Source organism: Comamonas flocculans (genome assembly GCF_007954405.1).
Lineage (GTDB): Bacteria > Pseudomonadota > Gammaproteobacteria > Burkholderiales > Burkholderiaceae_C > Comamonas_C > Comamonas_C flocculans.
On the sequence record NZ_CP042344.1, the window covers coordinates 901,343 to 923,344 of the forward strand.

Annotated in this window: 17 protein-coding genes; 2 read left to right on the forward strand and 15 right to left on the reverse strand. The window is 69.4% G+C overall.

The window, feature by feature from the left end:
* Positions 1 to 23: 23 nt before the first annotated feature.
* The gene (locus tag FOZ74_RS04500; RefSeq protein WP_146914073.1) at positions 24 to 1,595 is read right to left on the reverse strand and encodes an ABC transporter permease; all 1,572 of its coding nucleotides are present in this window, start codon (positions 1,593 to 1,595) and stop codon (positions 24 to 26) included.
* A 135-nt stretch (positions 1,596 to 1,730) separates the two neighbouring features.
* On the opposite strand from FOZ74_RS04500, the gene FOZ74_RS04505 reads away from it, so the two are divergent.
* Positions 1,731 to 2,798, forward strand: coding sequence for an ABC transporter ATP-binding protein (locus tag FOZ74_RS04505; protein ID WP_146911951.1), 1,068 nt, complete (start codon positions 1,731 to 1,733; stop codon positions 2,796 to 2,798).
* A 54-nt stretch (positions 2,799 to 2,852) separates the two neighbouring features.
* Here the strand turns inward: FOZ74_RS04505 and FOZ74_RS04510 are convergent, their stop codons facing one another.
* The 10 genes from FOZ74_RS04510 to FOZ74_RS04555 all read right to left on the reverse strand — a co-directional run bounded on the left by FOZ74_RS04510 (position 2,853) and on the right by FOZ74_RS04555 (position 16,505).
* A complete protein-coding gene (locus FOZ74_RS04510) occupies positions 2,853 to 4,148 on the reverse strand; it encodes a dihydroorotase (protein WP_146911952.1) in 1,296 nt (431 codons plus the stop codon).
* 67 nt (positions 4,149 to 4,215) lie between these two features.
* Positions 4,216 to 5,178 (reverse strand): aspartate carbamoyltransferase catalytic subunit, encoded by a 963-nt coding sequence (locus tag FOZ74_RS04515; protein ID WP_146911953.1) that lies wholly within the window; start codon positions 5,176 to 5,178, stop codon positions 4,216 to 4,218.
* 2 nt (positions 5,179 to 5,180) lie between these two features.
* Positions 5,181 to 5,699, reverse strand: a complete 519-nt coding sequence (pyrR, locus tag FOZ74_RS04520) for a bifunctional pyr operon transcriptional regulator/uracil phosphoribosyltransferase PyrR (protein ID WP_146911954.1) — start codon at positions 5,697 to 5,699, stop codon at positions 5,181 to 5,183.
* A complete protein-coding gene (ruvX, locus tag FOZ74_RS04525) occupies positions 5,696 to 6,115 on the reverse strand; it encodes a Holliday junction resolvase RuvX (RefSeq protein ID WP_146911955.1) in 420 nt (139 codons plus the stop codon). The genes pyrR and ruvX overlap by 4 nt, the downstream gene beginning before the upstream one ends.
* Positions 6,112 to 6,747 (reverse strand): YqgE/AlgH family protein, encoded by a 636-nt coding sequence (locus FOZ74_RS04530; protein ID WP_146911956.1) that lies wholly within the window; start codon positions 6,745 to 6,747, stop codon positions 6,112 to 6,114. Before FOZ74_RS04530 ends, ruvX begins: the two co-directional genes overlap by 4 nt.
* A 67-nt stretch (positions 6,748 to 6,814) precedes the next feature.
* A complete protein-coding gene (locus tag FOZ74_RS04535) occupies positions 6,815 to 12,886 on the reverse strand; it encodes an Hpt domain-containing protein (RefSeq protein ID WP_186764656.1) in 6,072 nt (2,023 codons plus the stop codon).
* 46 nt (positions 12,887 to 12,932) lie between these two features.
* Positions 12,933 to 15,152 (reverse strand): methyl-accepting chemotaxis protein, encoded by a 2,220-nt coding sequence (locus FOZ74_RS04540; protein WP_146911957.1) that lies wholly within the window; start codon positions 15,150 to 15,152, stop codon positions 12,933 to 12,935.
* Positions 15,153 to 15,185: 33 nt separating this feature from the next.
* Entirely contained in the window at positions 15,186 to 15,716 is a 531-nt protein-coding gene (locus FOZ74_RS04545; RefSeq protein WP_146911958.1) for a chemotaxis protein CheW, read from the reverse strand.
* 19 nt (positions 15,717 to 15,735) lie between these two features.
* Positions 15,736 to 16,101, reverse strand: a complete 366-nt coding sequence (locus FOZ74_RS04550; protein ID WP_146911959.1) for a response regulator transcription factor — start codon at positions 16,099 to 16,101, stop codon at positions 15,736 to 15,738.
* Entirely contained in the window at positions 16,101 to 16,505 is a 405-nt protein-coding gene (locus tag FOZ74_RS04555; RefSeq protein WP_146911960.1) for a response regulator, read from the reverse strand. Before FOZ74_RS04555 ends, FOZ74_RS04550 begins: the two co-directional genes overlap by 1 nt.
* Positions 16,506 to 16,716: 211 nt before the next feature.
* Here FOZ74_RS04555 and hemL point away from each other — a divergent pair, with 211 nt between their 5' ends.
* Positions 16,717 to 18,030: a glutamate-1-semialdehyde 2,1-aminomutase gene (gene hemL / locus FOZ74_RS04560; protein WP_146911961.1), complete on the forward strand. Its 1,314-nt coding sequence runs from the start codon at positions 16,717 to 16,719 to the stop codon at positions 18,028 to 18,030.
* Here hemL and FOZ74_RS04565 read toward each other — a convergent pair.
* From FOZ74_RS04565 to dusB, 4 genes are all read right to left on the reverse strand, one after another.
* Complete coding sequence (locus FOZ74_RS04565; RefSeq protein ID WP_146911962.1) at positions 18,022 to 18,909, reverse strand: EamA family transporter; 888 nt, start codon at positions 18,907 to 18,909, stop codon at positions 18,022 to 18,024. The two genes, hemL and FOZ74_RS04565, sit on opposite strands and share 9 nt — an antisense overlap.
* Before the next feature lie 34 nt (positions 18,910 to 18,943).
* Positions 18,944 to 20,548, reverse strand: a complete 1,605-nt coding sequence (gene purH / locus FOZ74_RS04570; RefSeq protein WP_146911963.1) for a bifunctional phosphoribosylaminoimidazolecarboxamide formyltransferase/IMP cyclohydrolase — start codon at positions 20,546 to 20,548, stop codon at positions 18,944 to 18,946.
* Between the two features lie 82 nt (positions 20,549 to 20,630).
* Positions 20,631 to 20,870, reverse strand: coding sequence for a helix-turn-helix domain-containing protein (locus FOZ74_RS04575; RefSeq protein WP_146911964.1), 240 nt, complete (start codon positions 20,868 to 20,870; stop codon positions 20,631 to 20,633).
* Entirely contained in the window at positions 20,867 to 21,928 is a 1,062-nt protein-coding gene (dusB, locus tag FOZ74_RS04580) for a tRNA dihydrouridine synthase DusB (RefSeq protein ID WP_146911965.1), read from the reverse strand. Before dusB ends, FOZ74_RS04575 begins: the two co-directional genes overlap by 4 nt.
* Between the last annotated feature and the right edge of the window lie 74 nt (positions 21,929 to 22,002).

Genomic DNA, 22,002 nt, shown 5'->3' on the forward strand with positions numbered 1-22,002 from the left:
TGCCCGCTGCCGCGGCCAGGCGCTCAGCCGCGGCCCGCGCGCAGCGTGCGGCTGAGCATGATCACCGGCACCAACCCGACCAGCGCCAGTGCCAGCGAGGGCAGCGCCGCTTCGCCCAGGCGCTCGTCGCGTGCCAGCTGGTAGGCGACCACGGCCAGGGTGTCGCTGTTGAAGGGGCGCAGCACGATGGTCGCGGGCAACTCCTTCATCACATCCACGAAGACCAGCAGCGCGGCAGCGGCGGTGGAGCGCCGCAGCAGGGGCCAGTGCACGCCCGCCAGCAAGCGCAGCGGCCCCGCGCCCAGCATGCGGGCGGAATCGTCCATGCTGAGCGGAATGCGCGCATAGCCGCTTTGCACCGCCTGCAGGCTGACCGCGCTGAAGCGCACCAGATAGGCCCAGACGATGCCGAAGGCCGTGGTGGTCACCAGCGCCGTCAGCCCCAGGCCAGGCGCCGCCAGCTGCATCCAGCCCACGGGCAGCAGGATGCCCACCACGATCACCGCACCGGGCACCGCATAGCCCAGACCCGCCAGGCGCACCACCGCACGCGTGAGCCGGCCTTGGTTGCGCCGCGCCGCATAGGCCAGCAGCAGCGCGATCGCCACGCCCAGCACCGCGGTGATCGCACCCAGGCGCACGCTGTTGCCGGCCCATTGCAGAAAGCGCGACCAGGGCAGCACCGACCAGTCGGCCGCCAGCGGCCGCAGCATGAACAGCACCGGCAGCACGAAGCCCATGAGCACCGGCAGCAGGCACACCAGCCAGGCCAGCACGCAGTGGCGCCCGCGCAGCCATTGCGGCTGGCCGCTGCCCGCGCCCGCGCGGTTGACCGCATTGCCGACAAAGCGCATGCGCCGCTGCGCGCGCTGCTCCAGCTGCAGCAGCACGGCCACCAGCAGCAGCAGAAAGGTGGACAGCTGCGCCGCCGCCACCCGGTCGTCCATGGACAGCCAGGCCTTGTAGATGCCCACCGTGAAGGTCTGGATGCCGAAGTAGCTGGTGACGCCGAAGTCGGCCAGCGTCTCCATCAGCACCAGCGCCACGCCCGCGGCCACCGCCGGGCGCGCCAGCGGCAGGGCCACGCTGCGCAGGCGCCGCGCGGGCGAAGCGCCCAGCAGCCGCGCCGCCTCCACCAGCTGGGCGGCGCGCTCGCCCAGGGCGGTGCGCGCCAGCAGATAGACGTAGGGGTAGAGCGCAAAGATGAAGACCCACACCGCCCCGCCCAGGCTGCGGATGTCGGGCAGCATGCGCCCCTGCAGGCCCAGGCTCTCGCGCAACCAGCTCTGCAGCGGCCCGCTGAACTGCAGAAAATCGGTATAGGCGTAGGCAATCACGTAAGCCGGCAGCGCCAGCGGCAGCAGCAGCAGCCATTCCATGTGCCGCCGGCCGGGAAAGTCGTACAGCGTCACCGCCACCGCGCCGGCGCTGCCCACCACCGCCGCGCCCACGGCAACCAGCAGCCCCAGCCACAGCGTGGTCCAGACGTACTGCGGCAGCACGGTGGCAGCCATCTCGCGCAGCACCGCGCCGGCCTGCGCGCCTTCAGGCCCCAGGGGCAACCATGCGCCGAGCAGGGCCAGCACGGGCAGCATCAATGCGCCGGCCAGCAGCAGCAGAGGCAGGCTGCGCACGGCGCTGCGCGCGCCTGCCAGGGCGTGGACGGTCAATGGGCCTCCCGGTTGCAAATGCGAATTATTCTACGCACCGCACATCCCTAGAATCGCTGCATGTTTCTTCAAGTTTCCGATTTGCAGGTGCACTACCCGGGCCAGGCGCGCCCCGCCGTGGACCATGTTTCCCTGGGCCTTGCAGCCGGAGAGATCGGGGTGCTGATCGGTCCCTCGGGCTGCGGCAAGACCACACTGCTGCGCGCGGTGGCGGGCCTGGAGCCGATTGCCGAGGGCGCCGTCCACCTCGACGGCGAGCTGGTCGGCTGCTGCGGCCTGTGCGTGCCGCCCGAGGTGCGGCGTATCGGCATGGTGTTTCAGGACTATGCGCTCTTTCCCCACCTGAACGTGGGACGCAACGTGGCCTTCGGCATCCATCAGCTGCCGCGCGCGCAGCAGCAGCGGCGCGTGGCCGAGGTGCTGGAGCTGGTGGGCCTGGCCGGCAGCGAGGCGCGTTTTCCGCATGAACTCTCGGGCGGGCAGCAGCAGCGCGTGGCGCTGGCCCGGGCGCTGGCGCCGCACCCGCGGCTGATGCTGCTCGACGAGCCGTTTTCCAACCTGGACAGCGACCTGCGCGAACGCCTGGCCCACGAGGTGCGCGCCATCCTCAAGAACGCCGGCGCCACCGCACTCTTCGTCACGCACGACCAGCTGGAGGCCTTTGCCATTGGCGACCGCATCGGCGTGCTCAGCGACGGGCAGCTGCAGCAGTGGGACAGCTCCTACGCGCTCTACCACCGCCCGGCCACGCGCTTCGTCGCCGACTTCATCGGTCACGGCGTGTTTGCGCCGGCCACGCTGGTGCAGTCGGCCCAGGGCGTGGTCGCGCACACGCCGCTGGGCGAGCTGCGCGACCTGGAGGAATGCCCCCTGCCTTCGCAGTACCCGGGCGGCGAATGCGACGTGCTGCTGCGCCCCGACGACCTGGTGCACGACGACGCGGCGCCGGTCAAGGCCAAGGTGCTGCGCAAGTCGTTTCGCGGTTCGGAGTTTCTCTATACGCTGCAGCTGGCCAATGGCCTGGTGGTGCTGGCCCACGTGCCCAGCCACCACGACCATGCGGTGGGTGAATGGATAGGCATACGCCCGCAGGTGGACCATGTGGTGACCTTCGCGCGCCAGGCCTGAAGCGACGCCGGGCACGCCCGCCGATCCGACGCGCCGCAGGCTGCGCCGACCCGTTCAGCGCCCCTCGTAGGCCACCTGGCCGCCCACGATGGTCCAGCGCACCCGCCCCGGCAGCGTCTGCCCTTCGAAGGGGGTATGCCGACCCTGGCTGACCAGCCGGGCACCCGCGACGCTCCAGCGCGCCTGCGGGTCGACGATGCACAGGTCGGCCACGCCGCCCTCCGCCAGGCGGCCCATGCTGGCCTGCAGCGTACCCAGCGCATTGCCCAGCACGCCCGCGGCCGAGCTGCCCACCACCGCGAGCGCGCGCGCCAGCGGCACCTGCTGCGTCCCGGCCCAGTGCAGCGCGACCGACAGCAGCAGCTCCAGCCCGGTGGCACCGGGCTCGGCTTCGCCGAAGGGCACCACCTTGGCGTCTTCGACGACCGGCGTGTGGTCGGACACCAGCGCGTCGATGCAACCATCGGCCAGCGCCGCCGCCAGCGCCGCGCGGTCCGCCTCCTGGCGCAGCGGCGGCACCAGGCGCGCGCGGCTGTCGAAATAGCCTATGGCCTCGTCGGTGAACATCAGTGAATTGATGCTCACGTCGGCGCTCACCGCCAGGCCCTCGGCCCGCGCCGCGCGCAGCAGCTGCACGCCCGCACCGCTGGAGAGGCGGCACAGGTGCACCCGGGCGCCGGTAGCGCGCACCAGGTCGAAGATGGTCTGCAGCGCGATCGTCTCGGCCGCCACGGGCACGCCGGAAAGCCCCAGGCGCGTGGCCATCGCCCCGCTGGCCGCCACGCCCTTGCCCAGGCTCAGCTCCTGCGGGCGCAGCCACACCGTGTAGCCGAAGGTGGCCGCGTACTGCAGCGCGCGCTGCAGTACCTGGTTGCTGGGCAGCGGCACGTCGGCCTGGGCAAAGCCCACGCAACCCGATTCGGTGAGCTCCACCATCTCGGTGAGCACCTCGCCCTTGAGCCCGCGGGTCAGCGCGCCCAGCGGGAACAGGCGCGACTGGTGCAGCTTTTCGGCGCGGAACTTGAGCATCTCCACCAGGCCGGGCTCGTCGAGCACCGGGTCGGTATCGGGCGGACACACCAGGCTGGTGACGCCGCCGGCCGCGGCCGCGCCCATCTCGGACTCGAGCATGCCTTCGTGCTCGTGCCCGGGCTCGCGCAGGCGCGCCGCCAGGTCCACGAGGCCGGGCAGCACCAGGCAGCCCCGGGCATCGATGATCCGGGCAGGCGTGAAGCCTTCGGGAATGCGCCCCAGGCCGACGATGCGCCCCGCGGCCACCGCCAGACTGCAGACCTGGTCCAGACCCGTGGCCGGATCGAGCACGCGGCCGTTGTCTATGCGTAGTTTCATGGTTTCAAGCAAAAACAGGCTCTAGCGCTTGTGCAGCAAGCGCTGACAGCTATCAAAACAAGAGGGCTCATGCGTCGTTACCGGCCACGATGGCCATGACCGCCATGCGCACCGCGATGCCGAATGCCACCTGCGAGAGGATCACCGCCTGCGGCCCGTCGGCCACGGCGGAGTCGATCTCCACGCCGCGGTTGATCGGCCCCGGATGCATCACGATGGCATCCGGCCTGGCCCAGGCGAGCTTCTCCGGCGTGAGGCCGAAGGTCTTGAAGTACTCCTCGCGCGAGGGCAGCAGCGCGCCGCTCATGCGCTCGTTTTGCAGGCGCAGCATGATGATCACGTCCGCATCCCTGATGCCTTCCTGCAGGTTGTCGAAGACGCGCGTTCCCATGCTCTCGAAACCCGCGGGCGCCAGCGTGCGCGGCCCGACCACGCGCACCTCGGGGCAGCCCAGCACCTTCAGGGCATGGATGTCCGAGCGCGCCACGCGCGAATGCAGCACGTCGCCGACGATGGCCACCACCAGGTTGGAGAAATCCTGCTTGTAGTGGCGGATGGTGTACATGTCCAGCAGCCCCTGCGTGGGGTGCGAATGCCAGCCATCGCCGGCGTTGACCACATGCACGTGCGGCGCCACGTGCTGCGCGATCAGGTAGGGTGCGCCCGACTGGCTGTGGCGCACCACGAACAGATCGGCGGCCATGGCCGAGAGGTTGTCCACGGTGTCCAGCAGCGTCTCGCCCTTGGAGGTGGACGAGCGGCCGATGTCCAGCGTGAACACGTCGGCCGACAGGCGCTTGGCCGCAATGTCGAAGGTGGTGCGCGTGCGCGTGCTGTTCTCGAAGAACAGGTTGAACACGCTCTTGCCGCGCAACAGCGGCACCTTCTTGACCTCGCGCTCATTCATGCCGACGAAGCTCGTGGCGGTGTCCAGGATATGCGTGAGGATGTCGCGCGGCAGGCGGTCGAGCGACAGCAGGTGGATCAGCTCGCCGTGCTGGTTGAGCTGGGGATTGCGCGGACTGGGCACGCTCAGACCTCCTTGACGTCGAAGTGAAAGTCGCCTTCGGCGGTGCGCGCCAGACCCAGGTGCAGCCCGGGCGGCAGGCTGATGCGCGCCGCCGCGAAGTCGGCGGCCACCGGCAGCTCGCGCCCGCCGCGGTCCACCAGCACCGCCAGGCGCACGCGTGCCGGGCGGCCGTAGTCGAACAGCTCATTGAGCACCGCGCGTATCGTGCGCCCGGTGTAGAGCACGTCGTCGAGCACCAGAATGTCGGCGCCATTGACGTCGAAGGGCAGGCGCGTCTGCACGCTGGCGGCCAGGCCGCGCTGGGCATAGTCGTCGCGGTGCATAGACGAAGACAGCACGCCCGCCTCGTGCGCCAGCGACAGCTCCGGCTGCAGGCGCTCGGCCAGCCAGGCGCCCCCCGAGGCGATGCCGACCAGGCGCGTGCCCGGTTCGAGCATGCGGCGCACGGCTTCGCGCAACTGCAGGTACAGCGCCTGTGCATCCAGCGCCAGATGGCCGGCGGTGGCCGCCGTTGGCTTCATTCGAGACTCCTCAGAAATTGCTCCAGGATGATGCAGGCCGAGGCCGCATCCGCATCGCGCGCGCCGCTGGACAGCGCCTCGGTGGTGCTGTAACGCTCGTCCACCTCGTACACCGGCAGGCCGAAGCGCCCGTGCAACTGGCGAGCGAAGCGCCGCGCGCGCACCGTGTTTTCATGTTCGGCGCCGTCGGGGTGAAAGGGTACGCCGACCACCAGCGCATCGGGCTGCCATTCCCTGACGTAGCGCGCCACCTGCTCCAGGCGCGCCTGACCCTCGGCATGGATGCTCTTTTGCGGGCTGGCGCGCGCGAGCAGGCGATTGCCCGTGGCCACGCCGGTGCGCTTGAGTCCGTAGTCGAAGGCCAGGAAGGACTGCAGCGTGGCGGGCGGCAAGGGCCGCCCCGGGCCGGCGTTCATGCCCGCCCTGCCTCGGGCGAGAGCCTGGCCGCGCTCACGCCCAGCAGCGCCAGCGCGCGGTCGTAGCGCTCGGAGATGGGCGCTTCAAAGATCACCTCGGGGTCGGCCAGCACGGTCAGCCAGGCGTTGGCCGCAAGCTCCGATTCGAGCTGGCCTTCGCCCCAGGCGGAATAGCCGAGCATCACCAGGACCCGGCGTGGGCCGGCGCCATGCGACAGGGCCTCGAGCACGTCGCGCGAGGTAGTCATCTCCAGCCCGCCCGGTACGGCCAGCGTTGCAGCGTACGGCGTGGGCTCGTCCTCCATTTCCACCATGGTGCTCGCCGGGTGGGGCGAATCGAGTACCTCCGGGCGCATGACTTCGTGCAGCACGAAGCCGCGCTCCATCTGCATCGGCCCCCCGTGGAACACCGGCTGGCGCGTCAGGTCTTCGCGCCCGAGCGACAGCTCCACGCGCTCGAACAGGTCCTGCATGTCGAGCTTGGTCGGCTTGTTGATCACCAGGCCCAGCGCGCCGCCCGCGCCATGCTCGCAGACATAGACCACGCTGTGCGCGAAGGTCTGGTCGCGCAGCCCGGGCATGGCAATCAGGAAATGGTTGGTCAGGTTGACGGTCGTCGGATCGGCGGACATGGACCCATTTTATTGAACCCTGCGCGGCTTTCACGCACCGCGCTGGCGCACCGCCTTGCCCGGCGCCTCAGTCCTGGGCCACCGCCTGCTCCATTTCCGCGTAACGCTGCACCAGGCCGAGCAGCACCTCGTCCGAATAGGGCTTGCCCAGGTAGTGGCTCACGCCCAGGGCCACCGCGTGCTCCTTGTGCTTTTCGGCCATGCGCGAGGTGATCATGATGATGGGCAGGTCGGCGAGCTTGTCGTCGGCCCGTATCGCGCGCGCCAGGTCGAAGCCATCCATGCGCGGCATCTCGATGTCGGAGAGCACCACCACCGGGCGCTCCTCGCGCAGGCGCTGCAGCGCCTGCAGGCCGTCGGCCGCGAGCGCCACCCGGTAGCCCTCGCGCTGCAGCAGGCGCTGGGTGACGCGGCGCACCGTGATCGAATCGTCCACCACCAGCACCAGAGGCACGGCCGCGGTGGACTGCAGCGCCGTCGCTGCGGGCAGCGCCTGGGCCGGCGCGGCCTTGCCGCGCAGCGCCTCGGGCGAGCGCATCACCGCACGCGCCTGCTCGCCGTACACCGTGGCCAGGGCCACCGGGTTGTAGATCAGCACCACCGCGCCCGAAGCGAGCACCGACATGCCTGCCAGGCCAGGCAGCGTGGACAGCTGCGGCCCCAGGTTCTTGACCACGACTTCCTGGTTGCCGAGCACTTCGTCCACATGCAGCGCAAGGCGCTGCGAGGCGCTGCGCACGATGACGACGGGGCGCGTCTTCTCGGCCGCCTGCGTGCTGCCGGCCGAAGCCTGCAGCAGCGCTCCCGCCCAGTACAGCGGCGCCTCCAGGTAAGCGCCAGCGGCGTAGGCTTGCTCCAGTTCTTCGGAGCTGGCGCGGCGCACCACTTCGATGATGTTTGCGGGTATGCCCATGCTGAGCTTGCCCAGGCGCACCATGACCACCTGCGTCACCGCCGTGGTCAGGGGCAACACCATGCGAAATGCCGTACCCTGCCCCGCCGTGCTGGTGGTTTCGATGCGCCCGCCCAGCGACTGCACCTCGGTGCGCACCACGTCCATGCCTATGCCGCGCCCGGCCAGCTCGGTCACTTCGGCGGCGGTGGAAAAACCCGGCTGGAAAATGAGCTCGGCCGCGCGCTGCACGTCGATGGCCTCGTCCGGCGCGATCAGGCCCTGGGCCAGCGCGCGCTCGCGGATGCGCTCGACGTCCAGCCCCGCGCCGTCGTCGCGGAACTCCACCGACACGTCGTTGCCTTCGTAACCGGCCGTCACCACGATGGTGCCGGCCACCGGCTTGCCCGCCGCTTCGCGGGCCGCAGCCGACTCGATGCCGTGGCCGACACAGTTGCGCAGCAGGTGCTCGAAAGCCGGGGCCATGCGCTCGAGCACGCCGCGGTCCATCTCTATCGTGCCGCCGACGATGTCCAGGCGCACCTGCTTGCCGGTCTCGCGGCTGGCCTGGCGCACCACCGCGTACAGACGCTCGGAGAGCGAATCGAACTCCACCATGCGCGTGCGCAGCAGCTCGCGCTGCAGCTCGCGCGCCTGGCGGCCCTGGGCAGTGAGGTCGTCTTCCGCGCCTTCCACCGAGCGCTGCAGCGCGCGCTGCACCGTCGCCACGTCATTGACCGATTCGGCCATCATGCGCGTGAGCTCCTGCATGCGCGTGAAGCGGTCGAACTCCAGCGGGTCGAACGCCGCCGCGCTCTCGCGCGACTGCGCCTGGCGCGATTGCATCTGCGATTCGGCCTGCACCTCGATGTCGCGCAGCTGGGCGCGCAGGCGCTCCAGGTTGCCGCTGAGGTCGTCGAGCGAGCCGCGCATCTGCAGCACGCGCGTGGACAGGCGCGAACGCGCAATCAGCACCTCGCCCACGTCGTTGACCATGCGGTCGAGCAGCTGCGAGCGCACGCGCACCTGCTGCCCCCCGCCGGTGCGCGCGGAACCGCGCACCAGCTCCACCGGCCGCACTACCGCCGCCTGGGCCACCAGCGGCTTGGCTGCGGTATGGGCGTCGTCGGCGCCAAGGGCGCTCTCTGGTGCATCGGTCGCGCCGGCGCTCGCCTGCGACGCCGGCTCGGCGGGCTCCTGCCCCATCGCGCGCAAGGCGTCGAAGGTGGCCTGCAGGCCGTCAAAGCGCGTCATCAAGGGGTCGATGTCCGCGACCGTCGCGGACTCGGCATCGACCCCCTCGACCGCCGATTCCATGCGGTGGGCCATCTCGCCCAGGCGCAGGGCGCCCGCCAGGCGCGCACTGCCCTTGAGCGTATGCAGCGCGCGCAGCAATTCGGCGCGCGCCGCCATGTCGGCCGGCTGCTCGAGCCACTGGCGCAAGGCGCCGCCCAGAGTCGGCAACAGCTCCTGCGCCTCTTCTTCGAAAATCGGAAAGAGATCGGGATCGATGGTGTCTATGACATCGATTTCGTCTTCGTCGGCATCGGCGGCGATGGCCTGGGCGATGGCGCGGTCGATCTCCTGATCGTGCTGGAAGGGGTCGTCGGACACCTCGTCGACCGCCAGCAGGGCCGGGGCGGCAGCCTCGATTGCAGGAGCAGCCTGATCGTCCTGTTCCGATGCAGCTTGGGGCTCGCCTGCAGCATCTGGTTCCGTTTCGGAAGCCGGGGCATGCTCGGGAATCGCGTCGGCGTCAGCCTCGGGCTCGATGAGCGCCTCTGGTGCGGGCCCACCGGCCGGCTCGGGCTGCGCGGGCGCCTCGGGTTCGGCCGGGGCGGACAGCGCCCCGATCTGCGAGTCGCGCCATTCCTGCAGGCGGTTGATCAGCGTTTCCTCGAGGTCGGCCTCGTCCTGCGGCGCCTGCGCCGCCAGGGACTGCGAGCCGCTGCTGATATCGGTCTGCAACAATGCATCGAGCTGCTGCAGCACCGCGACCTGCGGCACCTTGAGGAAGCCGGCCGCAAACTGGTGCAGCAGGCGGCGGATCTCATCGACCGCCTCACTGAGCGTGCCCAGGTGCTCGGCCGGCACGTGCCCCAGCAGTTGCAGGTGCTGCAGCGCATGCTCGAGCGTGCGCGACAGAGCGGACAGATCCACAAAGCCGACCGTGGCGGAGCTGCCAGCCAGCGAATGCGCCATCGCCACCGCCTCTTCCGAGACGGCGGGCGAGACCGCGCTCGCCCATTCCTGCACCTGGGCGACCAGGCGCCCCGACCATTCCTCCGCTTCGCTCAGATAGACGTTGTACAGGGCGGCAGGCACGCGCAGGTGCCCGACCTCCTTGAACTCCCCGTCGACGATGCTCGGCAGCGCCGGCGCAAACTCGGTCGGTTCGGGCTCGGTTTCGGCCGCCGGCGTGCCCGCCTCGGTCGCCGGCGCGAAGAGGTCCTCGGGCAGCAGCGCGGAGTGCCCGGGCACGTCGGATGCGCTTGGCGCCGCGGCCTCGGCTGCGGCATCCAGGGGGCCTTCGATCAGGGTGTCGGCAAAACCAAAACCCGAATCGTGCGCACTCTCGCCTGGCGCTTCGGGCACGGGCGTCGGCAGCGGTGCGGTGCCCACCATCGGGTCGACCGCACCATCGACTTCGGCGTGCGCGGCGTCCGCGCTCGCACCGGTCCCGGCATGCACCCAGGGCCGCAGCACACCCTCGGCGCGCATGGCCTGGGCCACACCCTGGAAGTCCGCGGCGCTCCAGGCACGGGCACCACCCTGCGCAAGGTCCTGGATCCAGGCGGCAAAAGCCTGCAAGGCGTCGTGGCAGAGGGTTCTGAGCTCCACCGACGCCGGTTTTTGGTGGACCAGCCAGTCGTTGAGCACCTGCTCCATGGCCCAGGCGGCTTCGCCGAATTCCTGCAGGCCGACCATGCGCGAGCTGCCCTTGAGCGTGTGAAACGCCCGGCGCAGCGTGGTCTGTTCTTCGATGTCGCCGGGCTGCTCATGCAGCGCTTGCACGGCCGCCAGACCATTGGCGATGACCTCGCGCGCTTCCTCGATGAAGATCTCCAGCAGTTCTTCGTCGATCTGCGCCTGCTCGGGTTCGGCGGCGGGCGTTTCGCTCGCACGCTCTTGCGGCGCCGCAGCCTGCTCGGGCACCATCGCCGGATCGGCGACGGCCGGCACGAGCGGGGCCGGTGCCTCGTCGGCCGCCAGCGTTGGCGCGGGGGCGGCCGGCGCGGCATCCAAATGCCCTCCCAGGTCCAGCGTGGGCAAGTCCAAGTCCAGCAGCGCAGACGCGCCCGGGGCTTCTGCAGCCGGCGTATCGGAGGCCTGCGGCGTCAGGGGGTCCGCGGGTGTCGACGGCGCCTCGGTCGGCGCGAGCAATTGCGGATCGACTTCGAACTCCGGCGCATCGCTCGCGCGCGCCGCCAGGACGTGCTCGGCGTCGTCCTGGCTGTCTTCCATGCGGGTGCGGGCAGTGGAGCCCATGACGATCTTGAGCTCGCCCAGCTCTTCGTCGTACACGAAGAGCTTGGCGGCCATGGCGCGCTGGTAACCCAGCATGTCCACGAGAAAGCCCAGCGCCCCCAGGCTGTTGCCCAGGCGCTCTACCACGCGCGGCTGCTCCTGGGCCGGCACTTCGTGCAGCATCAGTTGCTCGATCAGGTCGCGCATGCGCAGCACTGCCAGCGAGGCCTGCTCCAGCCCAAGCACCGACAGCACGCCGCGCATCTGCTGCATGCCCCCGGGCACCGGGGCAAGCACCGCGGTATCTTCGGGCTTGCGGAAGTACTGGTCGAGCGACTTTTCCACGTCGGCCAGGGTCACGCGCAGCTCGCCCACCACGCTGCCCATGGTCTGCTGGTCGCTCACGCGCCGGTACAGCTCTTCCATCCATGGTTCGAGCGGCTGGGATTCCCCCCCCAGCGTGACGCCGTCGAGCCGCCCGGCCAGCCTGCTGCCGCGCTCGGCCATGTGTTCGCGCGCCGCGTCGAGCTCTTCGAACGCGGCCTGCAGATAGAGCACCGCGGTGGCCACCTCCATCGCCAATGCGGGAGCAGGCGGCTGCGCCGAATGCAGCGGCACGGCCACGGCGCGCATCAGCGCTTCGGCCAGCGGCTCGCTATCGAGCTGCAGCTTGCGCAGCGAATCGCAGACCAGGCTGAACTGGTCGGCCGCGAGCTTGATCTTGTGCTTGTCGCCGCCCGCCAGCGCCGACCAGGTTTCGGTGGCCGCCGCAATGCGCTTGCGTGCCTGGGCCAGCAGCGCCGGATCGCACAGGCCGAAGCGCGGCGATTCGTAGTCGACCGGTGCGCTGCGCTGCAGGTCCCAGGCGTGGCGCACCGAGCGCAGGGCGGTCACGCCCGTGGCGTCCTCGGGCATGCGCGCCTGGGCGCAGAAGAAGAGCAGTTCGGGCAGCAGGCGCTCGGCCAGCGCGGTGTCACCACGCGCGAGCGCGGTGTACTGCATCAGCACGCGCGAGGTGGTGCGCTTGACGTAGGCGTCGACCGGCAGCCAGCGTCGACCTATGGCCTCGAAGAAGCCCGCGGCAGCCTTCCAGAACAGGCGCGGCTGGGTCTGCTGCTGCGCCGCGGCGAAACCCATGCACAGATGCTGCATGTCCATGGCCGCATCCACGTCGCCATTCTTGACGATGCGCAGCACGGCCGAATCCAGATGCGTGCGCACCTCGGGGCTGTAGGGCAGGGGCAGTACCGAGCCGGGAAAGACCGGCTCGCGCATGCGCCGCTCGGCCGGCCACAGGTCCATGGGATGCACGTGCGGCACGCCCGCAAGCTGCTGCACCTGGCGGTACTGCGGGAACAGCGCCACCGGCGAAGTGCTCTTGCCCGCCAGGATGCTGTCCAGGTATTCGATGACCGCGAAACTCGCGCCCTCGAGCATCGAGACGGCCTCGTTGCGGCACAGTTCGGGCTGCTGGGTCAGCCGCTGCAGCGCCGCTTCCATGGCCTGCAGCACCAGTGCGGTCTGCTCCATGCCCACCATGACCAGCGCGCCGGTGCACTGGTGCAGCGTCAGGCGCACGTTGCGCAGCGGCGTGACGTCGTGCGATGCAAGGTCGGATTCGCCCGAACTCTCGATTTCATGCGCGAAATGGCGCAGCTGCTTGACTGCGCCGTCCAGCATCTTGCGCAGCTCGGCGTGTACCCATGCCAGGGGACCCAGGTCCTGCTCCTCATAACGAACGTCGCGCACCGCTGCGTGCGGGGCCCCCGTGGGTGACATGGCTTGCCCTCCGAGTGTGGTCGCTTGAGGCATGGCTTCCCTGCGATCAGGCAATCTTGAACCGCGCGACCGACTGGCGCAATTCCTCCGCCATCTTGGACAGCTCGCGCACCTGGTGCGCCGTGGTGCGCGTGCCCTCACCGGTCTGCTCGGTCACCGCGAAGATGTGCTGAATGTTCTCGGCCACGCCGTTGGCCAGGCTGGCTTCGCGCAGCGTGGATGAGGAGATGCTCTCGATGAGCTCGGCGAGCTTGCGCGAGACGTTGTCGATCTCGGACAGCGCGGTACCGGCGCTGTCGGACAGGCGCGCCCCCTCGACCACGCCGCGCGTGGAACGCTCCATGGCGGCCACCGCGTCCTGGGTGTCGGTCTGGATCGCCTTCACCAGCGCGGCAATCTGGCGCGTGGCGTCCGCCGAGCGCTCGGCCAGGCGCTGCACTTCCTCGGCCACCACCGAGAAGCCGCGCCCCGCCTCGCCGGCGGATGCCGCCTGGATGGCGGCGTTCAGGGCCAGCAGGTTGGTCTGTTCGGTAATGCCCGAGATCAGCTCGGTGATTTCGCCAATCTCCTGCGACGATTCGCCCAGGCGCTTGATACGCTTGGAGGTGTCCTGGATCTGGTCGCGGATCGCGTTCATGCCGCCGATGGCGTTCTGCACCGCCTTCAGGCCCTCATCGGCCGCCTGCCTGGACTGCTGGGCCACCGAGGCCGATTCCTGCGCCTGCGAGGACACCTGGTTGATGCGCGCCGCCATGTCGAGCACCGACTGGCCGGTCTCGCGAATCTCGCGCAGCTGCTCGCTGGAGGCCGCCAGCAGCTCGGTCGAGGTGCCGTCCACCTGCGTGGTCGTCTGCGCCACGCGCGTGGCGGTGTTCTGCACGCTGCCCACCAGCACGCGCAACTCTTCCACCGTGTAGTTCACCGAGTCGGCGATCGCGCCGGTGATGTCCTCGGTCACCGTGGCTTCCTGCGTCAGGTCGCCCTCGGCCACCGACTGCAGCTCGTTCATCAGGCGCAAGATGGCCGCCTGGTTGGCGTCGTTGATGCGCTTGGCCTCGAGCTCCTGCAGGCGCGCTTCCTGACGCTGCTGCTCGGACAGCAGCTGGCGGCGCTCGCTTTCACGCAGCTGCACGCGTGCAATGCCCACGCCGCACAGCAGCACGAACAGGGCCAGCACAGCCAGCAGGGCGATCTCGCTGATGCCGTAACCGGCCTGCGCCGTGAGTTTGGCCTGGATCGACTCCAGTGACTCGCGCGCGGGCTCGGCGTCGGCCAGCAGCACCGACTGCGCGCTGCGCGAGGCCGAGAGTTCGGAGGCGCTGTCCAGCAGCAGCGTGGCGCGCGGCTCGTTCTCGTCGTACAGCGCCAGCAGCGCCGCGCCGTCGGAGCCGACCAGCAGCTGGGAATTGCGCTGCGTGAGCGCACGGAAGTTCGCCACGTCCTCGTCGAGCTGCGCCTGCACGCCGACGCCGGCGCCGCCATACACCAGGTTCGCGTCCAGGATGATGCGCTGGGTCAGCGTGGCCAGGCGCCCGGCGGCGTCCATGGCCGCGATGTCGCCGTCCTGGTAGGCACGTGCCGCGACCGCGCGGGCCGCGCGCAGCCAGTCGCCCGACTCCTGGTTCATCGCCTGCATGGCCTTGCGCGTTTCCACCAGCGTGGAGGTCTGCGATTGCATGGCCGAGACGTAGCGCTCCACACGCTCCATGATCGGGCGCATGTCCTCGAGCTCGGCGCGGAAGGACGCGCCCAGCGCCTTCACCCCGAGCTCGCTGTTGCCGCTGGTGAGCGCCTGGATGTTGCGCGAAAAGCCGCGCGAGCTGTCGGCCAGTTCTTCAAAGGCCTTGGGCCGACCGCCCAGCGCCTCGTCGAACGCCTTGACCAGGCGCTGCGACTGCGTCAGGGCTTCACCCACGGCGGTCAACTGGCGCGCGGAGGTCTGCGCGCGCTGCACCAGCCAGCCGCCGAACAGCACGAGAACGAGCACGCCCATGCCGAGCAGGGCCAGCAGGTGGCGCTGGTGGGTCGCCGCAGTGGCGCGGCCCAGCACCGGCAGCGTGATCTTGTCGTCTTCGCTCGAGGCAGCGTCCGGTGCGGCGGGCTCTCCACCCTCGCCGCGGATGCTCTCGGCGCCGTCCGAGCGAAACGCCGTGGACAGGCCTTCGCCATGCTGCGGGTCCACCCCGAGATCGACCCGGCTGGGCTGGGCCTCGGCTTGCGCCGGCGCCCGCCCCAGGAGTCTGTTCAGTGCATCAACCAAGGACATAGTGCTCCCCCAATCACGACGGTGCGCCCGCTCTCAAGCGCCGATGTTCAAAAACGCCGCATCCTGTGCGAGCGTCTGCAAGTCGAGGATCTGCCAGTGTTCGTCGCGCGCATTGATCTGCACCGCTCGCATGCATGGCAAGGCATCTGGCGCCGGTGGCTGCGTCGCAACGAAATCCTGGGCGCCGCGCAGGCCGGCAAAACGGTCGATCAGCAGCGCCGCATTGACTTCCAGCGCCGCTCCCATGGTCACGAGCGCGCATTCGGACAGCGCCTGCTCCGAGCGCGCCTGCACCGGCGCGCCCAGCAGCATGGCCAGATCGATCACGCCGGCGAGCACGCCGCGCAAATTGGCCACGCCCAGAAACCAGGGGCGGGCGTGGGGCACGGGTTGCGTGCCCGACCAGGAGAAGATCTCGCCCGCCTGCGTCAGCGGCAGCAAGAGCCGCAAGTCGGCGCATTCGACGGCGAGCCACGAAGCCACGGCCACGTTTTCGGCGCTGGCCGCCTGCAGGCGGGCGAGCAGGCGCAGCTGAACGTCCTTGAGTGTTTCGCGTTCTGCCATGGCAAAGGGTGTGGTGGGCTCAGTTCAGCGCGCTGATCTTCTCGCGCAGCTCGGCCGCGTCCACCGGCTTGGTGATGTAGCCGCGCGCGCCCTGGCGCATGCCCCAGACCCGGTCGGTTTCCTGGTTCTTGCTGGTGCACATGATGATCGGGATGTCCGAATACTTGGGGTCGTTGGTGAGCGCGCGGGTGAGCTGAAAGCCGTTCTTGCCCGGCATGACCACGTCCATGAGGATGAGGTCGGGCTTGGCCGTCTCCAGCGCGCGGTAGGCCTCGTCGGCATTTTCCGCCGTGGCCACTTCATAACCCTGCTTTTGCAGCAGGTCGGACAGAAACACCAATTCGGTCTTGGAATCATCCACGACCAGCACTTTCTTGATCGCCATTACTGAGCTCCTGGTTGCACACGGCCAAATTGCTGCACCGCCTGCAGCAACTGATCCTTGGTAAAGGGTTTGGTGAGGTAGTCCTGGCAGCCCACCATGCGCCCGCGCGCCTTGTCGAAGACACCGTCCTTGGAGGACAGCATGACCACCGGGGTGTCGGCAAAACGCGGATTGCGCTTGATGATGGCCACGGTCTGGTAGCCATCGAGCTTGGGCATCAGGATGTCGCAAAAGATGAGTTGGGGCTGGTAGTCGTTGACCTTGGACAGCGCGTCAAAGCCGTCGTCGGCAAGCAAGACCTCGTGACCACCCTGTTTGAGGAATATCTCGGCGCTGCGCCGGATCGTGTTGCTGTCGTCCACCACGAGCACCTTGATCGTGGGACCGGTAGTCGCTGTCGCCAATTTGTCCCGCTCCTTTGGATATTGCTCTTGCACCTGTTCATGAAGACCATCGCGCAAGTGCAGCTTCAGCAAGCTTATAGGTGCTTTCTCCCAATTGCAACGATTCTACGTAATGTGCGCGCCGCAAATTCCGCGGCGCCTCATCGGTGCAACACCGGCCGCAGCGAGCCGGCTGCCCGCCCGCGGCGCGGCTGAAGCGAAAATGCGGACCATGACACATGCCCAAGACCCCAACGACGCCCTCTTCGACCATGCCAGGGCCCTGATCCCGGGCGGCGTGAATTCGCCCGTGCGCGCCTTTCGCGCGGTCGGCGGCACGCCCGCCTTCATCACGCGCGGCCAGGGCGCCTACCTCTGGGACGCCGACGGGCGGCGCCTCATCGACTATGTCGGCTCCTGGGGGCCGATGATCCTGGGCCACGGCCACCCCGCGGTGCTCGAGGCCGTGCACCGCGCGGTCGACCAGGGCATGTCCTTCGGCGCGCCCACCGAACGCGAAAGCGAACTGGCCGAGGAGATCGTGCGCCACATGCCCGCCATCGAAATGCTGCGCCTGGTGAGCTCGGGCACCGAGGCGGGGATGAGCGCGATCCGCCTGGCGCGCGGCGCCACCGGACGCAGCAAGATCGTCAAATTCAACGGCTGCTACCACGGCCATGCGGACGCGCTGCTGGTCAAGGCCGGCTCGGGCCTGGCGACCTTCGGCCACGCCACCAGCGCGGGCGTGCCCGAGGTGGTGGTGCAGGACACGCTGGTGCTCGAGTACAACGACGTGGCGCAGCTGGAAGAGGCCTTCGCGCTGCACGGCGCGCAGATCGCCTGCGTGATCATGGAGCCGATCGCGGGCAACATGAACTTCGTGCGCGCAAGCATCCCCTTCATGCGCGCGGCGCGCGAGCTGTGCACGAAGCACGGCGCGCTGCTCATCATCGACGAGGTGATGACCGGCTTTCGCGTGGCGCTCGGTGGTGCGCAAAGCCTGTACGCGAAGGAGATTGCGGGCTTTGCGCCCGACCTCACCATGCTGGGCAAGGTGGTGGGCGGCGGCATGCCGCTGGCGGCCTTTGGCGGGCGCCGCGAGGTGATGGAGCAGCTTGCGCCGCTGGGCCCGGTCTACCAGGCGGGCACGCTGTCGGGCAACCCGGTGGCGACGGCCTGCGGCCTGGCGACGCTGCGGGAGGTGGCCCAGCCGGACTTCCATGCGCGCCTGGCCGAGCGCACGCGCGCGCTCATCGCAGGTCTCGCGCGCGCGGCGGCCGACGAGGGCGTGGCGCTGTGCGGCGACAGCGAGGGCGGCATGATGGGCTACTTCCTGCTGCCCGAGCTGCCGGGCAACTACACCGAGGTGCTGCAGAGCGACGGCGCGCGCTTCAACCGGCTGTTCCACGGCCTGCTGGAGCGCGGCGTCTACACCGCGCCCGCACTCTACGAGGCGGGCTTCGTCAGCAGCGCGCACAGCGCGGGCGACATCGAAGAGACCGTGGCCGCCGCGCGTGCGGTGTTTCGCCAGCTGGCCTCAGCCTGAGCGCGCGAGCCAGGCCGCGCGCAGGCGCGGCCAGAGCACGTTCAGGCTCAGGCCCGCCATCACCAGCAGCATGGCCGCCGCCTTCCATGCCGGAAAAGGCTCGCCCAGCAGCGCCACCGAGCTGGCCATGCCGAAGACCGGCACCAGCAGCGCCAGCGGCGTGACCGTGGCCGCGTCGTAGCGCACCAGCAGCCAGGCCCACAGACCATAGCCGAGCAGGGTATTGGCCATGGACTGCCACAGGATCGCGCCCCAGGCCAGCAGCGGCGCATCGGCCATGGACTGCCCGAGCACCGCCGGACCGCCCTCCACCAGCAGCGAGAGTGCGACCAGCGGCGGCGCCGAGAACGCGCTGGTCCAGACCATGTAGGCCAGCATGTTCACGCGCCCTGCGCTGCGCCCGACCATGTTGCCCAGCGCCCAGCACAGGCCCGAACCCAGCACCATGACGATGCCCAGCCAGGTCGTGGTGCCGTCAGTGTGCAGGCCGATCACCGCAAAGCCCGCCAGCGCCAGCAAGGCCGCGAGCAGCTGGAAGGGCCGCACCCGCTCGCCCTGCAGCAGCACCGCGAGGCCCACGGTGAAGAGCACCTGCGCCTGCACCACGAGCGAAGCCAGGCCCGGCGAGATCTGCGATTGCATCGCCAGGTACAGCAGGCTGAACTGCCCGCCGCCGATCAGCAGGCCGTAGGCGGCCAGGTTGCGCCAGGGCACCTGCGGGCGGCGAAAGAAGAAGATCGCGGGCACGGTGGCGCTGGCAAAACGCAGCGCCGCCATCAGGATGGGCGGAAAGGAGCCCAGCGCCACCTTGATGACCACGAAGTTGCTGCCCCAGATGGCCACGATCAGCAGGCCCAGCAACAGATGGCCCAGGCCGATGACCTGGCGCCGCGGCGGCGCGGCGGGCAGCGCCTCAGTGGCGGAAATGGCGCACCCCGGTGAAGACCATGGCGACGCCGCGTTCGTTGGCCGCGTCTACCACTTCCTGGTCGCGCATCGAACCCCCGGGCTGGGCCACGCAGGTGGCGCCGGCGTCGACCACCACGTCCAGGCCGTCGCGGAAGGGGAAGAAGGCGTCGCTCGCCACCACCGTGTCCCTGAGCGACAGGCCCGCGGCCTCGGCCTTGATGCTGGCGATGCGCGCGGAGTCGAGCCGGCTCATCTGCCCCGCCCCGACCCCCATGGTCATGCCGCCCTTGCAGAACACGATGGCGTTGCTCTTGACGAACTTGGCCACCTTCCAGGCGAACATCAGGTCCTGCATCTGCTCCTGCGTGGGCTGGCGCTCGGTCACCACCTTCAGGTCGGCCAGTTGCAGTTCGTGGTTGTCGGCGCTTTGCAGCAGCAGGCCCGAGCCCACGCGCTTGGCGTCCATCAGGTTGCGGCCCTGGCTCCAGGCGCTGGCGCCGCCCGCGGCGGGCAGCGCAATCTTCACCAGGCGCACATTGGCCTTGGCCTGGAACACGGCAAGCGCCTCACGCGTGAAATCGGGCGCCATCAGCACCTCGACGAACTGCCTGGCCACCTGTTCTGCCGCCGCGCCATCCACCGGGCGGTTGAAGGCGATGATGCCGCCAAAGGCGCTGGTCGGGTCGGTCTGGAAGGCCTTGGCATAGGCCTCGCGCGCGCTGGTGCCCACGGCCACGCCGCAGGGGTTGGCGTGCTTGACGATGACGCAGGCGGGCAGCTTGAAGCTCTTGACGCATTCCCAGGCAGCGTCGGCGTCGGCGATGTTGTTGTAGGACAGCTCCTTGCCCTGCAGCTGCTCGCCGGTGACGATGGAGCCCGGCGCCGGGCACAGGTCACGGTACAGCGCGGCGCTCTGATGGCTGTTTTCGCCATAGCGCAGGTCCTGCACCTTGGTGAAGATGCCATTGCTCTGGGCCGGGAAGGTCTGGCGCCGCGGTACGTAGGTGTCCGAGAGCTTTTCAGGCTCGAACTCGACCGAGGAGAGGTAGTCGCTGATCGCCCCGGCGTACTGCGCAATGCGGTTGAACGCCGCCACCGCCAGCTGAAAGCGCAGCGCGTGCGTCAGGTGGCCGTGCTGTTGCAGCTCGGCCAGCACCGCGGGGTACTGGCCCGCGTCGGTGACCACGCCCACGTCCTTCCAGTTCTTCGCGGCGCTGCGCACCATGGCCGGGCCGCCGATGTCGATGTTCTCGATCGCGTCGGCCAGCGTGCAGCTGGCCTTGGCCACCGTCGCCTCGAAGGGGTAGAGGTTGACCACCAGCAGGTCTATGGTGTCCACGCCGTGGTCCTTGAGCGCCGCCATGTGGGCCGGCAGCTCGCGCCGGGCCAGCAGGCCCGCATGCACCTTGGGATGCAGGGTCTTGACGCGGCCGTCGAGCATCTCGGGAAAGCCGGTGAGCTCGGCCACCTCGGTCACTGGCAGGTTCTCGGCCGCCAGCAGCTTGGCCGTGCCGCCGGTGGAAATCAGCCGCACGCCCCGGGCATGCAGCGCCCGGGCAAAGTCCACGATGCCGCTCTTGTCCGAGACGGATATCAATGCATTGGTCACTCTTGTGGCTCCAGACTTTCAAACAAAATAGGGCTCTAGCGCCCGCCACACAAGCGCGAGCAGCTATTAATTCGATAGAAAATTACAGCAGGCGATGGTCCACCAGCTTCTTGCGCAGCGTGTTGCGGTTCAAGCCCAGCCATTCGGCGGCGCGCGACTGGTTGTTGCCGGCGTGCTGCATCACCACCTCCAGCAGCGGTTTTTCCACCAGCCGCAGCAGCATCTCGTACAAGTCCTCGGGCGATTCACCGCCGAGGTCTTCAAAATAGCGCAGCAGACTGTCGCGCACGCAGGCTTCGATGTTGGTGTTGGCCGGGCTCATGCGTGCACGCCCTCGGCGGTGGCTTGTTCGGACACGGCCGGGGCCTCGTTCATGCGCGGCAGGCGCTCCATCTGCTGCTCCAGCCGCTCGAAGTAGTCGTTCACCGCGCACCACTGCGCGCGGCTTTCCTGTACCTGGTTGATGTGGCGGCGCAGCGCATCGCCACCCGGCAGGCCATGCACGTACCAGGCGATGTGCTTGCGCGCGCTGCGCACGCCGGTGGATTCGCCGTACAGGCTGTAGTGGTCCTGCAGATGCGCCAGCAGCAGCCGCCGCACCTCGGCCACCAGCGGCGGCGCGAGCTCCTCGCCGGTGTCAAGGAAGTGCGCCACTTCGCGAAAGATCCAGGGGCGCCCCTGGGCCGCACGGCCGATCATCAGCGCGTCCGCTCCGGTGGCGGCAAGCACCGCACGCGCCTTGCGCGGGCCGGTGATGTCGCCGTTGGCTACCACCGGTATGGCCACCGCCTGCTTGACCGCGGCGATGGTGTCGTATTCCGCTTCACCCCGGTAGCCAAGCTCACGCGTGCGCCCGTGCACCGTCAGCATCTGGATGCCCGCCTGCTCGAAGCGGCGCGCAAGCTGCACCGCGTTCTTGTGCGCCTCGCTCCAGCCGGTGCGCATCTTGAGCGTGACCGGCACGCCGCGCGGCGCGCACACCGCCACCACCGCCCCGGCGATAGCCAGCGCCAGCGGCTCGTCCTGCATCAGCGCGGAGCCCGCCCATTTGTTGCAGACCTTCTTGGCCGGGCAGCCCAGGTTGATGTCGATGAGCTGCGCGCCGCGATCGATGTTGTAGGCCGCGGCCTCGGCCATCATGGCCGCGTCGGTGCCGGCGATCTGCACCGCGATGGTGCCCGGCTCGCCCTCGTGGTTGGCGCGCCGGCTGGTCTTGAGGCTGTCCCACAGTTCCCTGCGCGAGGTGACCATCTCGCTGACCGCATGGCCCGCACCCAGCTCGCGGCACAGGCGCCGGAACGGCCGGTCGGTCACACCCGCCATGGGCGCGACGAACACGCGGTTGGGCAGGACGACGGGACCGATGGAAAGCGGGTTCATGGGGCAAAACGGGCCAGCGCGCCGGCCTGCAAAGCCTGCCATTGTAGATGCCCGTTTTTTGGGCAGACGTCGCG

What these genes read in the sequence shown, in the direction of transcription:
- FOZ74_RS04500 (WP_146914073.1), bottom strand. Translation starts at nt 1,595, where the DNA reads ATGCTGCCCGTGCTGGCCCTGCTCGGCGCATGGTTGCCCCTGGGGCCT.
- FOZ74_RS04505 (WP_146911951.1), top strand. Translation starts at nt 1,731, where the DNA reads ATGTTTCTTCAAGTTTCCGATTTGCAGGTGCACTACCCGGGCCAGGCG.
- FOZ74_RS04510 (WP_146911952.1), bottom strand. Translation starts at nt 4,148, where the DNA reads ATGAAACTACGCATAGACAACGGCCGCGTGCTCGATCCGGCCACGGGT.
- pyrR (WP_146911954.1), bottom strand. Translation starts at nt 5,699, where the DNA reads ATGAAGCCAACGGCGGCCACCGCCGGCCATCTGGCGCTGGATGCACAG.
- ruvX (WP_146911955.1), bottom strand. Translation starts at nt 6,115, where the DNA reads ATGAACGCCGGCCCGGGGCGGCCCTTGCCGCCCGCCACGCTGCAGTCC.
- FOZ74_RS04530 (WP_146911956.1), bottom strand. Translation starts at nt 6,747, where the DNA reads ATGTCCGCCGATCCGACGACCGTCAACCTGACCAACCATTTCCTGATT.
- FOZ74_RS04535 (WP_186764656.1), bottom strand. Translation starts at nt 12,886, where the DNA reads ATGTCACCCACGGGGGCCCCGCACGCAGCGGTGCGCGACGTTCGTTAT.
- FOZ74_RS04540 (WP_146911957.1), bottom strand. Translation starts at nt 15,152, where the DNA reads ATGTCCTTGGTTGATGCACTGAACAGACTCCTGGGGCGGGCGCCGGCG.
- FOZ74_RS04545 (WP_146911958.1), bottom strand. Translation starts at nt 15,716, where the DNA reads ATGGCAGAACGCGAAACACTCAAGGACGTTCAGCTGCGCCTGCTCGCC.
- FOZ74_RS04550 (WP_146911959.1), bottom strand. Translation starts at nt 16,101, where the DNA reads ATGGCGATCAAGAAAGTGCTGGTCGTGGATGATTCCAAGACCGAATTG.
- hemL (WP_146911961.1), top strand. Translation starts at nt 16,717, where the DNA reads ATGACACATGCCCAAGACCCCAACGACGCCCTCTTCGACCATGCCAGG.
- FOZ74_RS04575 (WP_146911964.1), bottom strand. Translation starts at nt 20,870, where the DNA reads ATGAGCCCGGCCAACACCAACATCGAAGCCTGCGTGCGCGACAGTCTG.
- dusB (WP_146911965.1), bottom strand. Translation starts at nt 21,928, where the DNA reads ATGAACCCGCTTTCCATCGGTCCCGTCGTCCTGCCCAACCGCGTGTTC.